This is a genomic window from Pusillimonas sp. DMV24BSW_D (assembly GCF_011388195.1).
Taxonomy (GTDB): domain Bacteria; phylum Pseudomonadota; class Gammaproteobacteria; order Burkholderiales; family Burkholderiaceae_B; genus Neopusillimonas; species Neopusillimonas aestuarii.
Genome location: NZ_CP049990.1, coordinates 2,032,851 through 2,047,815, shown reverse-complemented (window position 1 = coordinate 2,047,815; position 14,965 = coordinate 2,032,851). Strand labels below are relative to the sequence as shown.

At 52.3% G+C, this 14,965-nt stretch carries 12 protein-coding genes; 1 reads left to right on the top strand and 11 read right to left on the bottom strand.

Features of this window, described 5'->3' with window-relative positions; genetic code table 11:
- Positions 1-6 precede the first annotated feature (6 nt).
- The 11 genes from G9Q38_RS09950 to G9Q38_RS09900 all read right to left on the bottom strand — a co-directional run bounded on the left by G9Q38_RS09950 (position 7) and on the right by G9Q38_RS09900 (position 13,989).
- Entirely contained in the window at positions 7-1,305 is a 1,299-nt protein-coding gene (locus G9Q38_RS09950; protein ID WP_166130490.1) for a TRAP transporter large permease, read from the bottom strand.
- Positions 1,302-1,838 (bottom strand): TRAP transporter small permease, encoded by a 537-nt coding sequence (locus G9Q38_RS09945; protein WP_166130487.1) that lies wholly within the window; start codon positions 1,836-1,838, stop codon positions 1,302-1,304. The genes G9Q38_RS09950 and G9Q38_RS09945 overlap by 4 nt, the downstream gene beginning before the upstream one ends.
- Positions 1,839-1,841: 3 nt before the next feature.
- Complete coding sequence (locus tag G9Q38_RS09940) at positions 1,842-2,858, bottom strand: TRAP transporter substrate-binding protein (RefSeq protein ID WP_166130484.1); 1,017 nt, start codon at positions 2,856-2,858, stop codon at positions 1,842-1,844.
- Positions 2,859-3,129: 271 nt separating this feature from the next.
- Positions 3,130-5,613 (bottom strand): endopeptidase La, encoded by a 2,484-nt coding sequence (gene lon, locus G9Q38_RS09935; RefSeq protein WP_166130482.1) that lies wholly within the window; start codon positions 5,611-5,613, stop codon positions 3,130-3,132.
- A gap of 111 nt (positions 5,614-5,724) precedes the next feature.
- The gene (gene clpX / locus G9Q38_RS09930; protein WP_114420666.1) at positions 5,725-7,038 is read right to left on the bottom strand and encodes an ATP-dependent Clp protease ATP-binding subunit ClpX; all 1,314 of its coding nucleotides are present in this window, start codon (positions 7,036-7,038) and stop codon (positions 5,725-5,727) included.
- A gap of 101 nt (positions 7,039-7,139) precedes the next feature.
- Positions 7,140-7,793, bottom strand: coding sequence for an ATP-dependent Clp endopeptidase proteolytic subunit ClpP (gene clpP, locus G9Q38_RS09925; protein WP_114420665.1), 654 nt, complete (start codon positions 7,791-7,793; stop codon positions 7,140-7,142).
- A complete protein-coding gene (gene tig, locus G9Q38_RS09920; RefSeq protein ID WP_166130479.1) occupies positions 7,794-9,104 on the bottom strand; it encodes a trigger factor in 1,311 nt (436 codons plus the stop codon).
- Positions 9,105-9,209: 105 nt separating this feature from the next.
- Entirely contained in the window at positions 9,210-10,079 is an 870-nt protein-coding gene (locus G9Q38_RS09915) for an SDR family NAD(P)-dependent oxidoreductase (protein WP_166130477.1), read from the bottom strand.
- A gap of 15 nt (positions 10,080-10,094) precedes the next feature.
- A complete protein-coding gene (locus G9Q38_RS09910) occupies positions 10,095-10,910 on the bottom strand; it encodes an enoyl-CoA hydratase/isomerase family protein (protein ID WP_228276111.1) in 816 nt (271 codons plus the stop codon).
- A gap of 17 nt (positions 10,911-10,927) precedes the next feature.
- The gene (locus G9Q38_RS09905) at positions 10,928-12,826 is read right to left on the bottom strand and encodes an AMP-binding protein (protein WP_228276110.1); all 1,899 of its coding nucleotides are present in this window, start codon (positions 12,824-12,826) and stop codon (positions 10,928-10,930) included.
- The gene (locus G9Q38_RS09900; protein WP_228276109.1) at positions 12,808-13,989 is read right to left on the bottom strand and encodes an ABC transporter substrate-binding protein; all 1,182 of its coding nucleotides are present in this window, start codon (positions 13,987-13,989) and stop codon (positions 12,808-12,810) included. The genes G9Q38_RS09905 and G9Q38_RS09900 overlap by 19 nt, the downstream gene beginning before the upstream one ends.
- 141 nt (positions 13,990-14,130) lie before the next feature.
- Here G9Q38_RS09900 and G9Q38_RS09895 point away from each other — a divergent pair, with 141 nt between their 5' ends.
- Complete coding sequence (locus G9Q38_RS09895; RefSeq protein ID WP_166130474.1) at positions 14,131-14,937, top strand: helix-turn-helix transcriptional regulator; 807 nt, start codon at positions 14,131-14,133, stop codon at positions 14,935-14,937.
- The last annotated feature ends 28 nt before the right edge of the window (positions 14,938-14,965 follow it).

The following is a 14,965-nucleotide window of genomic DNA, read 5'->3' as shown; positions in this document are numbered from 1 at the left end:
ACCGTACTACTTCATTAAACCCGGCAACCAAAGCGCAAGGCCGGGTATGGAAGTCACGAGTGCGACTGATACCAAAAAAGCCAGCACAAATGGCAGCGCACCCAAAAATATCTTTTGCACTGGCACCTCGGGCGCGACTGAACGCACAATGAAAATGTTCATGCCTAAAGGCGGCGTAATTAAACCCACTTCAACCACCATTACAACCAACACACCGAAAAGTATCGGATCGATACCCAACGCAACCGTAACTGGATAAAAAACGGGGATAGTTAACAAAATCATCCCCATCGAGTCCATGAAGCACCCTAACACAATGTAAACTGCCAGAATAGCAGCCAGCACCCAAATGGGCGCAACGTCCAACCCGATGACGAAATCCCGTAATGCACCGGAAATACCCGTTACGGAAAGAAACGTTGCATAAAGCGCTGAGCCGATAATAATAAAAAAAATCATGGCCGAAGTGCCGGCCGTTTCACAAAGCGCACCTGCAAGATTAGTCCAGGATAACCCTCCACGAAACCACGCAATAATTAATGTTCCAAGCGTACCGACAGCCGCCGACTCTGTCGCGGTAAAGTACCCTGCGTACAAACCGCCCAACACAATGACCACCAAACCCACCAGGCTAAGCACGCCGGCCTTGGGAACGTCGAGCCGGGGATCATTGGGATCAGCACGCGGCGCACTGGCGGGGCGCAGTCCGACCCAAACAATAACGGTAATAACAAACGTAAGGGTTAACAAAATACCCGGCAATATGCCTGCCGCAAACATTTCACGAATAGATTGCTCGGTAAGCAAACCATATACAACAAGCATTACAGAAGGCGGAATAAGAATTCCAATCGTACCTCCAGCAGCAATGGTGCCCGAAGAAATGGCGGGACTATAACCACGATTCAGCATTTCGCCAATGGAGATCCGACCGATTGTCGCCGCAGTGGCAAGTGAAGAGCCCGAAAGCGTGGAAAAGCCCGCACAGGCAAGAATAGTTGAAACACAGAGGCCTCCCGGCATCCGCCCCACCCACCTACTGGCCAAAAGAAACAAGTCTCGACTGAGCCCGGCATAGGCGGCCAGGTTACCCATTAAAATGAACAACGGGATAACCGAAAGGCCATAAATAGTGACGTTAATAGGGGCCCCGGCCAATTGAAACCACGCCGCAAACTCACCTTGTACAAGATAAATACCCGTTACGGCTGTAAGCATCATGGCAACGGCAATTGGAATACGTAATGCAATTAATGCAAGTAACGCAACCGAACACCAGACACCGACAGCCAGATCTCCTGTCATGACGGGCTTCCATTGGCACTTACGCGCCGGCCTTGATAGAACAAACGAACCAGCTCCCGCCAAAAAAGACAAAGCAAAACAGGCACTGACAACAAAGGCCCCACTGCGAGCGGAATCCAATCAAAGTAGGTGGGCAAGCCGAGATCAGACGTTACCCCTCCATACCCACGCACGTTTAACATGCGAATCGTGATCTGCCAGGCCAATAACGCAACAACAGTCAGCGTCACAAACGCGCTGGCAACGATAACGAACTGTTTCAACCGGGCCGGTAACGCATCGGTAAAAAGCTCAACAGTGATATGGCTACCCTGCCAGAAAGCAAAGGGTAGCGCCAAGCCAATCATCCAGCGCATCGCAAGGGTTACCGCTTCCCAGATGCCAGGAATACCCATACCGAAGTTACGCCCGATCACATCGAAACAAGTAGCGAAACCCATGACCACCAGAAGAACGACACCGGCCAATAGACACAACCAACGAGCGATTGCGCCGACCGCGTCATACACACGTTCTGCTGCGTTCAACGCCATAAACTATTGCTTTTGCAACTCAGCTGCGCGACGAACCGCCATATCGTAAATTTCCTTACCCGGTAAGCCCGCTTTATCGGCTTCCTGAATACCGGCATCGATGACGGGTACAGCCCGTTCACGCCACAGTTTCTGTTGTTCGGGGGTGAGGGTGATGAAAACATTCCCGCGTTCTTTAACGTAAGCACGCCCTTCGTCCTCTGAGGCATCCCATGCGCGGCCAACGGCAATAGCTTCTTTCATACCGGAGTTATCGTCGATAACCATCTGAAGGTCTTGCGGGAGGCTGTTGTACTTGGCCTCGTTCATGATCAGATAAAACGTAAGCACATACATCGGAAAATCGATGTGGTAACTAACCAATTCGCCCAAGCGCAACCCTTTCATGGCGTCGTATGGGAATGCCACGCCGTCGAGCACCCCACGTTCCAGGCTTTCATAAGCCTGGGGGGCCGGTACACCTACTGGATCGGCCCCAAGTGACGATAACAGTGAACGCACAGGGGGTGAAGGAAAACGAATTCGCTTCCCCTTCAAGCCTTCAAGGTCCCGAACTTCATCTTTGGTATTCACGATACCGGCATGATGGGTATGCAAATACAACACTTTCACACCTTCAAATTCTTTGTCCATATAGCCCTTTTCGAAGGCTTCCATGACAACCTGAGAGGCGTTCTCAGCGCGTTTGAAAATGAAAGGAAGTTCCATGATAGACATGGCGGGAAAACGTCCTGGCGTCGCTCCCGGCATACTCCAGCCGATATCGGCAACACCACCGCGAACGCCGTCGAAAATCTCGTTCACGGCCAACAACTGCCCGGCAGGATAAATTGTGATTTTGAGCCGGCCATCGGAAGCTTTTTCGATACGCTCGGCCCACTCAGGCAAGATTTTGGCCGCCATATTATGCATTGGCGGCAAATAATGCGCCAAGCGCAATTCATGTACTTCTTTGGCATGAGCAATGCCAGAAAAAGCCAAAACGCCAACGAATAAACCAGATACCAGTGTTTTCAACATCGTTGTCTCCTAGACGCGCGCAAAATGCAGCTTAATAATTTTTAATTTTAATAATCAGAATGTCTCAAATACCTTCAATCCGCAAGCCAAAATTACAATTCGTATTTTCGCTTAGCGGAAAAGTGATGTGGGATACCAAAACAAACGCATCAAATTCGATTTCGAAACACCAAGTACGACCGCCAAAAAAAATTGCCCCGCTTTTCAAAACGGGGCAATTTTCATACGGCAAAGTTCCTAAGTTTACTGGTACTGCTAATAGTTCATGGAATTAGTGCTTGATCACGTTATCGGTACCGGACTCACCGGACGTCTTTGAATTGGCGATCGACTCAGCCGTAAGGCGTGCCACTTCTTCGTCAGACAAAGCTTGTGGCATGTCTTGCAACGCAACTTCAAGCACACGGTCAATCCAGCGAACCGGCACAATCTCTAACTGGTTTTTAACGTTGTCAGGAATATCCTGCAAATCCTTCACGTTTTCCTCGGGAATCAAAACCGTTTTGATGCCGCCCCGGTGTGCTGCCAAAAGTTTCTCTTTCAGACCGCCAATGGGCAATACTTCGCCACGCAAAGTAATTTCACCGGTCATGGCGACGTCGGACCGAACAGGAATGCCGGTAAGGGCCGAAACCATCGCTGTTGTAACCGCGATACCCGCCGATGGGCCGTCTTTGGGTGTTGCACCCTCGGGAAAGTGGATATGAATATCGCGCTTTTCAAAAACCGACGACAAAATACCCCATTTCTGAGCCCTTGCCCGAACAACAGTGCGTGCGGTTTCAACAGACTCTTTCATAACGTCGCCCAACGAGCCGGTACGAATGACATTGCCTTTGCCCGGCATATCCGCCACTTCGATAGTCAGCAGATCGCCGCCCACTTCCGTCCAGGCCAAACCGGTGACCTGGCCAACCTTGTTCTCTTTTTCGGCCATGCCGAAATTGAAACGACGAACGCCCAGGAAGTCGTTTAAATTCTCCGACGTGATGACAACTTTCTCAATGGACGTATCGCCCTGCTGGGATTGAGACTTGCGACGCGATTTGGTGAGTTCAGGATACTTTTCCAGCATTTGCTTCACAACCTTGCGACACAACTTGCTGATTTCGCGCTCAAGCGCACGAACACCCGCTTCGCGCGTGTAATAGCGAACAATGTCGCGCACAGCAGATTCCTGTACTTCCATTTCCCCTTCACGCACGCCGTTGTTCTTCATGAGCTTGGGTAACAAGTGGTCGAAAGCAATGTGTACTTTTTCGTCTTCCGTATAACCCGACAACCGGATCACTTCCATGCGATCAAGCAGCGCAGGTGGAATATTCAGCGTATTGCTCGTAGCCACGAACATCACATCGGACAAGTCGAAGTCGACTTCGATATAGTGATCCTGGAATGTATGGTTCTGCTCCGGATCCAAGACCTCAAGCAGCGCCGACGATGGATCGCCGCGAAAATCAGCGCCCATTTTGTCGATCTCATCAAGCAGAAACAAGGGGTTACGCACCGCAACCTTGGACATGTTCTGCAGAATCTTGCCGGGCATTGAACCAATATAGGTACGACGGTGCCCACGAATTTCAGCCTCGTCGCGTACGCCACCCAACGCCATGCGCACAAACTTGCGGTTGGTTGCACGCGCAATGGACTGACCCAAAGAGGTTTTACCCACGCCCGGAGGGCCGACCAAACACAAAATAGGCGCTTTCAGTTTATCTACCCGTTGCTGAACGGCAAGATACTCAACAATACGTTCCTTCACTTTTTCAAGGCCGTAATGGTCGGCATCAAGCACGCTTTCCGCATTGGTAATAGAGTTGTTGATTCGACTTTTTTTGCGCCAGGGCAAACCAATAAGTGTATCGATGTAGTTGCGCACAACGGTCGCCTCAGCCGACATAGGCGACATGAGCTTAAGCTTTTTCAGTTCAGACTCAGCCTTCTTGAGTGCTTCTTTCGGAAGCTGTGCGGCTTGAATTTTCTTCTCAAGCTCTTCAAGATCGGCTCCATCCTCGCCTTCGCCGAGCTCTTTCTGAATCGCTTTAACCTGCTCGTTCAGATAATAGTCGCGCTGGCTTTTTTCCATTTGCTTCTTCACCCGGCCGCGAATGCGCTTTTCGACCTGGAGAATATCAATTTCCGACTCCAGCTGTGACAACAGGTTTTCCAGGCGCTCAGTAGTATTGACCACCTCGAGCATCTGCTGTTTTTGCTCCAACTTGAGCGGCAAATGCGCAGCAACCGTGTCGGCCAAGCGGCCTGCTTCATCGATACCGCTTAAAGAAGTCAGAATTTCCTGAGGGATTTTCTTGTTTAATTTAACGTACTGCTCGAACTGAGCAACGACCGCACGGCGAAGCGCTTCCGCTTCAGCCGCCTGGCCCTCGTCAGCCGGCAATACCTGGACATTCGAATTGAAATGTGTTTCTGCGTCGGTAACTGAATTAACTTTGGCACGCTGCAAACCCTCGACCAGCACTTTTACGGTGCCATCGGGCAGTTTCAGCATTTGCAAAATACTGGCAACACAACCAATTTGATGCAAGTCTTCAGGTGTGGGGTCATCCTTGCCGGCGGATTTTTGCGCAACCAGCATAATGTTGTTGCCGGCTTCCATCGCCATTTCCAGCGCTTTGATTGAGCGAGGACGACCGACAAACAAAGGAATCACCATGTGCGGAAACACCACCACATCGCGCAAAGGCAACAATGGGAGATCCATGGGTTCTGAGGAGAGAATCTGGCTCGCAGACATAGTCATTTCCTTAATAAAACAGCTTCAGAAACAAAAGGGAAGCCAGCGCCTCCCTTTTGTAAGTACTGCACATACGTTGTAAGTGGTGACTAACGCCGATATTTCAAGACCCTAAGCTGCCGCATTCTTCAGTTTCGGCGAATCAGACTTCTTGTCTTTGGAGGAGGTTTGTTCAGCTTCCTCTTCAGCGTAAATCAGCAAGGGCGCACCGCCACCCACAACCGCATTTTCGTCGAGTATGACTCTTTTGACATTTTTTTGCGAGGGGAGTTCATACATGGTGCCCAGCAGAGCCTGCTCAACAATGGAGCGCAAGCCCCGCGCGCCGGTACGCCGCTTGAGAGCCCGCAGTGCGATGGCTTGAAGTGCTTCAGGCCGCACCTCAAGCTCGACATCTTCCATTTCAAACAATTTCTGGAACTGCTTGATAATAGAGTTGCGCGGCTCGGTAAGAATACGGACCAGAGTGCCCTCCTCAAGCTCTTCCAACGTTGCCACAACGGGCAAACGCCCAACCAGCTCAGGAATAAGTCCAAACTTAACCAAATCTTCCGGTTCAACTTCGGCAAAGAGTTCACCTACTCCACGTTCCGATTTGGCACGTACGGAAGCAGAAAAACCAATACCGGATTTTTCGGTGCGGTCGCGAATAACTTTTTCAAGGCCGTCGAAGGCGCCACCCACAATGAACAAGATATTGGTGGTGTCAACCTGTACGAAATCTTGATTCGGATGCTTGCGCCCACCTTGCGGCGGCACGGAAGCCACAGTACCTTCAATGAGTTTCAGCAGTGCCTGCTGCACCCCTTCCCCAGACACGTCACGAGTAATGGAGGGATTGTCGGACTTGCGCGAGATCTTGTCGATTTCATCGATGTAGATAATGGCGCGCTGAGCCTTGTCGACATCGTAGTTGCAGTTTTGAAGCAACTTTTGAATGATGTTTTCGACGTCTTCACCCACATAACCAGCTTCGGTTAGCGTTGTGGCATCAGCCATGACAAAGGGCACATCGAGCATGCGGGCCAGCGTTTGTGCCAGCAGCGTTTTACCCGAACCCGTAGGCCCGATCAGTAAAATATTACTTTTAGTGAGCTCAACATCGTCGCCTTTGACCTCACCGTAACGGATCCGCTTGTAATGGTTGTAAACCGCAACCGCCAGGCTTCGCTTGGGCATTTCCTGACCAATGACGTAGCCATCGAGAAACGCTTTGATTTCCTGTGGCGTCGGCAACTCATTACGCACTGCGTTGCGCGCAGCTTCCCGGGTTTCCTCGCGAATGATATCGGTGCACAGGTCAATACACTCATCGCAAATGAACACCGACGGACCCGCAATAAGCTTTCGAACCTCATGCTGGCTTTTGTTGCAAAACGAGCAATGCAACACTTTCTCGTCGGCGGATCCTTTTTTTTCTGCCATAAAAACTCTTTGACCTATCCGTTGCAGCTGCACCGGCCAAATAAGAACCCGGGCAGCTTTGAGTTTGTGGTAATACCTATGGTACCACCAGATGTTGACGTTTATTCGTCGGTACGGGAAACCAGAACCTTATCGATTAGGCCGTAAGACGCTGCGTCTTCTGCCGACATAAAGTTGTCTCGCTCAGTATCCTGGGCGATACGCTCAACAGGTTGACCCGTATTTTCCGCCAAAATATTGTTCAGACGCTCACGCAAGCTAAGAATTTCCTTGGCTTGAATTTGAATGTCGGATGCCTGACCCTGCGCCCCACCTGATGGCTGATGAATCATGATTCGCGAATTAGGCAGCGCATAACGCTTGCCCTTGGCGCCGGCAGCCAACAAAAACGCACCCATGCTCGCAGCCAAACCCGTGCATAACGTGGATACATCAGGTTTGACGAACTGCATCGTATCGTAAATGGCCATGCCCGCATATACCGAGCCACCGGGCGAATTAATGTACAAGGAAATATCCTTGCCTGGGTTTTCGGACTCAAGAAACAGCAGTTGCGCCACAACCAGGTTGGCCGACTGGTCGTTAACCGGGCCAACGAAGAAAATTACGCGCTCGCGTAGCAAGCGAGAGTAAATATCGTAAGACCGCTCGCCACGGCCCGATTGTTCAACCACAATCGGGACATAGCCTAGACCAGTGGGCGTAACTGAGTTGTCGCCATGCATGGCGGCATAGAAATCCGTAAATCGCTGCATTTATGCAGTCCCCATTAATTCGTCAAAATCCACTTTTTCGTCGGTAACCTGAGCCTTGGACAAAACGTGGTCAACCACGTTGTCTTCCAGTACCACCGCCTCGATTTCAGCACGACGCTGACGATCTGACAAATAGTAGGTTACAACCTGAGCAGGCTGCTCGTAATTCTGGGCCATTTCTTCAATGCGGGCGCGAACCTGTTCAGGTTTAGCCTGCAACTCGGCCGTTTCAACCAATTTCGAAACCAACAAACCAAGGCGTACACGACGCTCGGACTCTGCCGCGAATGCCTCTTTGGGAATTGGAATGGATTCGGCGTTAGGTACACCACGCTGTTTCAAGTCTTCGCGAGCGGCGGCAACCCGGTTTTCGGCGTCGCTATCGACAAGCGCTTTGGGCACGTCGAATTGACCGGCTTCAAGCAGGGAGTCAAACACGCTGGCTTTCGTGCGGGAACGCGCACGCGCCTTCACTTCACGCTCGATGTTGGAGCGGATATCGGTCATGAGCTTGTCGACGTCGCCATCGGGCTGACCCAATTGCTTTGCAAACTCGGCATCGACTTCCGGCAAAATAGGTTCGGCCACTTCCGTAATGGTGATTTTGAATTCTGCCGTTTTACCTGCCACTTCCTTGCCTTGGTAATCTTCAGGAAAGGTCAGCGGGAAGGTGTTGGTGTCACCGGCTTTCAGGCCGCGCACGGCCGTTTCGAACTCGGGCAACATGCGGCCCTGGCCCAATACAAAAGGAAACTTTTCAGCCGACCCGCCCTCAAAGGGCTCGCCATCGATTGTGCCGACGAAATCGAGCGTTACGCGATCGTCGTCTTGTGCTTCACGACCGTCACGCGCTTCGTAGTTCGCACGCTGCTTACGCAGGATATCAAGTGTACGATTCATTTCGGTTTCACCGACTTCCGATTCCGAGCGTGTCACCTTCAACGCGGCAAGATCGGGAACGGTAATTTCCGGATAAACCTCGAACGTGGCGGAGAAAGCCATGGTGCCCTCTTCTACGCCCTCTGTTTTGGGTTCCAGGTTCGGTGTGCCGGCAATACGCAGGTTAGCCTCTTCAATGACCTTCTCGAACGCTTTACCCACTTCAGTGTTGATAACGTCGTAGCGAATGCCGGGTCCATGGTTACGTTCAATGATGGACAGCGGCGCTTTGCCTGGGCGAAAGCCTTGAATTTTGGCGGTACGTGCAACGCGCTTGAGCTGCGATTGGACTTCTTTTTCGATATCTGCCACCGAAACGACCACATCAACACGACGCTCAAGGCCTGAGAGATTTTCAACCACGGGCTGCATTAGGAACCTATATAAAAGATTTAAAAATTGAAAGACAAATAATCAAATGGAACAGACCATTTTACCGGAAAGTTTACGACGTTACAGGCGAGTGCTTATTTGCGTCTAAGACGCGCCAAACACGCTGCCCCACACCTCAGCAATATCGTCGGCCTGCCACCCGCCCTGTTGATAAGCCACCTTGACTTCCTCAGGGCGCGACCACAATGCCAGTTTGTCGCCCCCCAGGCCAATGCACTGGCCGGTTATGTGCTGCGCCTGCGCTGACGCCAGAAACACAAACAAAGGGGCCACCTCTTGCGGCAACCCCATACCCATGCCCATACGAACCTCGGGCGGTAAAGATTCACCGCGCTGGGCGGCGGCCACATGCGCTTCCATTCCTGGTATGGAGGCCACCATTTGAGTTAACGCCATCGGCAACACGGCATTCACCGTTACGTTCATACGTGCACACTCCATGGCCCATGTGCGTGTGAACCCTACGATGCCTGCTTTGGCAGCCGAATAATTGCCCTGGCCAAAATTACCTTTTTGGCCCGCCAAAGACGAAACCAGAATCAACCGGCCGCCGTCATTTTGGCTACGAAAATGACGTACCGCTGCGCGAGCGCAGGTAAACGTCCCGCGCAAGTGCGTCTCGATGACCTGATCAAAATCATCGTCACTCATATTCCATAAGACCTTGTCGCGCAATATGCCGGCATTGGTCACCATGATATCCAAACGCCCAAAAGCTGAAACAGCACGCTCAACACACTGATCGGCCGCCTCGCTACTGCCAATAGCGGCCACTTGCGCAGTTGCCCGCCCCCCCGCAGCCACTATCGAATCTACCGCTGCCTGGGCACGATCGGCGTCGATATCGTTCACGACCACCGCCGCGCCCGCCTTTGCCAACCCCTGAGCGGCCGACAAGCCCAAGCCTTGGCCGCTTCCCGTCACGACGGCCACTTTTCCTTGCAAATCAATCATTTTTTTCCCGAGAAATTATCGGCCGCGGAAAACCGGTTTGCGCTTTTCCATAAATGCACGTGGCCCCTCCTGGGCATCCGCGCTGGCCATTATCGTTTTATAGCTGTCATCTTCCAAGGCATAACCGACAGACAACGGCTCATCCATTGCAGAACGCGCAACCCGCTTAATTTCCTTAACCGCCAATGGACCATTGGCGGCGATACGGGCCGCAACTTTTCCAGCGCGTTCTAATAATTGTTCCGGCTCAACCACTTCGTTAATCAGCCCCAGCTGTAAAGCTGTTTCGGCATTAATCATTTCACCGGTAAGGAGCATGTGCATTGCCTGACACCAGGAAACCTGGCGCGGCAAGCGAGCCAGTGTCCCTGCAAAAGGAATCAACCCATGCTTGACCTCGGGCCATCCGAACATCGCCTGGGGCGTTGCAATTCTAATATCGGTTCCCAGCAAGATCTCAGCCCCGGCGGCCACACAAACACCATTGACTGCGGCAATGACCGGTTTACTAAGCGGCTCGTTGCGCAGCGGCGCAACGGATCGCACCCGGGGATCGTCGAGCAAACGCTGGTCCCAACTATCGGCCGGCAACCGCGCGCCGCTGAACAGCGGCAGTGTCTTGCCCAGGTCTCCCCCAGAGCAGAACGCCTGTGTTCCGACCCCGGTTAAGATCGCAACCTGCAAATCAGCGTTTGCTTCGAACGCGTCGAGCGTGTCAACCAGACGACACAATAACTCAGGACTAAGCGCATTATGCGCGTCAGGTCGGTTTAACGTAATGGTTAGCACACCATCCGCAACATCAGTCAGTAAAACAGGGGTCATCATCATCCAAAGTAAACGACACCCTACCCCCGAAGAAAATCAACCTGCAAAGGCAAGGTACCCAATGTTTGTTTAAGATTGGCAAACTGATTATCATCAAGTGACGCAGGAATATTAACTGTGGCCACCACGCCGCGTGCCTGAGCGGAACACTGCACACTTACGGTATCAGGCAAACTCAACGCCTGAATGATATCCCTGATTTTTGTCTCGGCCGCCAGCGCACGCAAGGTGGGTTTGTAAATTTTCCCGATTGGCGTGGTTGGCATCGTTTCAAGAATCATGACCCGCTTGGGTACAGCCGGCCGCTCGGGCACATAGGGTGTGGCCTGTTCCAGTAAAGCAGCAGGGCTCGATGCGGCGCCCTCTTTTAACGTAACGAATACAACCGGTAACTCGCCTGCGTAGGCATCAGGCTCACCCACCGCGGCGCATGTACTCACATCAGAAAGCTTTAGAAACGCCTCCTCGATAAGGCCTGGGTCGATATTATGGCCGCTGCGGATGATTAAATCCTTACTGCGCCCGGTAAGATAAATATAACCATCCTTATCCACATGCCCCAAATCGCCGGAAAGCAACCAGTTGTCGTCAGTAAAGGTACCCTCGGCCTGGGTGGGATCGAGATACCCTGTGCTAACGTGCGGCCCTCTTATGGCAATGATACCCGTTTCCCCCGGCGGGCAAAATGCCGTTAAACGCGATTGCGAAGCCGTTTCAAGCGGCACCGCCACCACTTCGGAGTAAGGCAGGCGTACGCCGACTGAGCCCGGATGACGCGGCGCAAGGCACGGTTCAATCGAAACAATACCCGCGCATTCCGTCATTCCGAAGATATTACGCACGGCAACATCACATTGCGATTCAAACTTTTGCGCCAACTCGCTGGGCAAAGGCGAACCACCGGTTAAAGCCCAGCGTATCGCTTTCGCCTGCCCTGGTAACCTGGGTACACCCAGCAAGGCGGACAACACAGTCGGCACGCAACCAAAATGGGTAATTTCGTGTTTGTCGGCAAAACGCCAGGCGTTCTTGATGAAATCCTGATTGCGCAAGCCGGTTAGCGTTGGCAAAAACAACGTAGCGCCCGCGGCCAAAGGTGCTAGCCCATACACAAACGTTCCGGCAACGTGAAACAGCGGGAACCCATTTAAAATACGGTCACCTGGCTGCATAGCGTAATAACATGCGCCAAACCAACTGGTATGCACCTCGTTGCGATGGCTATGCCGCAAAATTTTTGGTAATCCGGTCGTCCCCCCGGTATGAAAAAGCGCAGCGGTGCTATCCGGATTCAACTCATTCTGAAAACCGCCCTCTTCAGGATATTCCAGCAGCCGCCTCTGAAATGATGCATCCTGCGGATTACGTTCATTCGGATCGATTTCCAACACATGTTCGACGCAGCCGGCCAATTCGGCTGCACGATGCGCCTGCGCGTTAATCGACAGCGACTCACATGGAGCCAGGGTCACCACCACACGCGCGCTCGTTTTACGCAGCAGTTGGGCAATATGTTCGGCACCCAAAAGGTAATTGATCGGGAAAGCGCAACCGGCCATTTGTGCCCCCCACAACGCAAATAACGCCGAAGGAATGTGAGGCACCAGCAATGCAACCGGCTCCTCGCGTTGCACACCAAGAGAACGAAAAAGATGGGCGGCACGAATGCACTGACGTTGAAACGCGTCAAATGTCCAGGTCATATAAGCCCCGTCAGGGTCCGCATCTTCCTGGAAATGCACCGCTGTGGTGGCGCCGTAGCTTGACACCGCATAGTCGAGCAAGGCAGCCGTTGAATGAAACGGAACCGCCTTCTCATACGGTTCACGTTCCATCGTCACTATGTCGCTCAGGCCGGCAATCTCGGCACGGGAAACAGACATCACACTACTCATGGCTTTTACTGCTCCAGTTTCCATTTGCCGTTTTCAACGCTGACCATCACTTGGCCACGCTCATCCAACCCATTATGATTTTCCGGACTCATGTTGAAAACACCCTCAGGGCTCACGACCTCTTCCATGTTTTCCAGTGCATCACGCAATGCCTGGCGAAATTCGGGCGTGCCAGGCTTTGCACTCTCCATTGCAACAGGAATAGCGGCATTCAGCATGCTGTAGGCCGTCCATGCCGTCGAACCAAATAAAGAACGGGAACCGTCACCGTATTCACTTTCGTACTTGGTCACATACTCAACGCCGGCCTTCTTGGTTGGGTGATCCTCCGGTAGTTGCTCGGCGACAAGTACCGGCGCAACCGCCAAACGCGTTCCCTCAACCGCTTTTCCACCGATACGTAAATAATCGGCATTCGCGACGCCGTGAGTTTGATAAATCGTGCCCTTGTAACCACGTTTGACCAGCTCTAACTGAGGCGTAGCGCCGGGCGTACCAAAACTGAAGATATAAACCGCGTCGGGTTTGGCTGCCATCACTTGAAGCGCTTGGGTAGTGGCCGAAATATCCTGGGCGCCAATTCGGGCGGTAACAGGAATCTCGATACCCGCTTCTTTTGCCTGATCCTGAAATGCCTTCAAAAACCCCTCGCCATAACCCGTGGTTACCGCGATGACTCCCACGCGCTTGATATCACGGGCTTTCATATCTTTAATTACACGTTGAACCGACAACGCTTCGGGCGCGGGAATCTTGAATGCCCAGGTTCGAGACCCCTCCTGAGGCTCAATAATGGCGTTACCGCCCCCCAGCGATACCAGCGGTGTTTTATTGCGACCAGCTACCTCCATGATCGCAATGGATGGTGGCGTAATTGACGACCCAACCAGCACATCCACCTTTTCTTCGGAAATCAACTTCGATGCCAATCTCCCGGCTTCGGTTGGATCACTGCCATCATTCATGATAATGACGCGAGCGGGTTCGCCACCAATTTCTTTCGGCCAGAGCTTAACTGTATTTTCTGCCGGCTGACCCAACGAAGCGGCCGGCCCGGTGAGGGAAAGGATCACACCTACTGTCACTTCAGCTGAAGCGGCAGTATTTGCAGCAACAGCCAGCGTCGTCGCGCCGGCCATCACTGTTTGACGCCAAAATGACGCCTTCCGGATAAATTGAAAACGCATTACGTGTCTCCTTTTGGTTTATTTTTAAGCTGCCCCAGTGTTTAACAATTGATCTGCGGCCTGCCTTATACTAGGCAAATAAGAAAGAAAACACTGTCATCCGAAAAGATGACACGTATTCGACAAAACACGAGGTACAAAATGCGTGCATGGAGACTCGAGGGCGCGGCCTCAGATGCCGCGCTAATACAAGACACCGTTGCAAAAATTGTCACCGGCATTGGTGTGGAGAACTTCTCCCACCAAGTCTTGCAGCAGGTAAACCGCGTCATGCCGGTAGGGTGTTGGTCGGTTTACCGGGTGGGCGGATCGCAACCTCGCATGTTCTTGTCAAGCACCTACCAACGCAAAGACACCACTGCCGATAGCTGGCGTGCGTATCTCTCCGGTCCTCACCTGGCCGACAACAGCTTCATTCTCGACAGCACTGGAATTACCAGCCCTGCCATAACCCACTTAACGGCGGAGGAAATTCCCACACCCCTGCACCGCGACAAAGTCTACCGGCAGTTCGACATGAGCGAACGCCTGTCGGTTGTTGAGGCTGAGTCGCAAAGTGAAATTTTCGCCCTGAACTTTTATCGTTATAACGATCAACGTTTATACAGCGATCACGAACTCGCCGCGTTTGAAGCTTTAGCGCCGGCCCTGCTGGCCGCCGTTCGACGCCACCTGGCTCTTTCACAGCAATCGCACTTAACCAATGCCATGTCAGTGGACGCCGTTCGCCTCACATTCCAGGCGCGTCGCCCAGACCTGACAGAACGAGAGCTCGATGTTGTGGCCCGAACCGTATTGGGGATGAGCTATGAGGGCATTGCGACAGACTTGGGTTTAAAGCTACCTACAGTCAAAACATATAGAAACCGGGCATTCGACAGATTGGGCATTCATTTTCGAAATGAACTGGTGAGGTATTATTTGCTGCTCGCCGGCGCGGCCAAATAAAAACAATCCGACTTTTCTCGGTTGCGTT

Coding starts and splice junctions, on each gene's coding strand:
- G9Q38_RS09950 (WP_166130490.1), bottom strand. CDS start 1,305: ATGACAGGAGATCTGGCTGTCGGTGTCTGGTGTTCGGTTGCGTTACTT.
- G9Q38_RS09945 (WP_166130487.1), bottom strand. CDS start 1,838: ATGGCGTTGAACGCAGCAGAACGTGTGTATGACGCGGTCGGCGCAATC.
- G9Q38_RS09940 (WP_166130484.1), bottom strand. CDS start 2,858: ATGTTGAAAACACTGGTATCTGGTTTATTCGTTGGCGTTTTGGCTTTT.
- lon (WP_166130482.1), bottom strand. CDS start 5,613: ATGTCTGCGAGCCAGATTCTCTCCTCAGAACCCATGGATCTCCCATTG.
- clpX (WP_114420666.1), bottom strand. CDS start 7,038: ATGGCAGAAAAAAAAGGATCCGCCGACGAGAAAGTGTTGCATTGCTCG.
- clpP (WP_114420665.1), bottom strand. CDS start 7,793: ATGCAGCGATTTACGGATTTCTATGCCGCCATGCATGGCGACAACTCA.
- tig (WP_166130479.1), bottom strand. CDS start 9,104: ATGCAGCCCGTGGTTGAAAATCTCTCAGGCCTTGAGCGTCGTGTTGAT.
- G9Q38_RS09915 (WP_166130477.1), bottom strand. CDS start 10,079: ATGATTGATTTGCAAGGAAAAGTGGCCGTCGTGACGGGAAGCGGCCAA.
- G9Q38_RS09910 (WP_228276111.1), bottom strand. CDS start 10,910: ATGATGATGACCCCTGTTTTACTGACTGATGTTGCGGATGGTGTGCTA.
- G9Q38_RS09905 (WP_228276110.1), bottom strand. CDS start 12,826: ATGGAAACTGGAGCAGTAAAAGCCATGAGTAGTGTGATGTCTGTTTCC.
- G9Q38_RS09900 (WP_228276109.1), bottom strand. CDS start 13,989: ATGCGTTTTCAATTTATCCGGAAGGCGTCATTTTGGCGTCAAACAGTG.
- G9Q38_RS09895 (WP_166130474.1), top strand. CDS start 14,131: ATGCGTGCATGGAGACTCGAGGGCGCGGCCTCAGATGCCGCGCTAATA.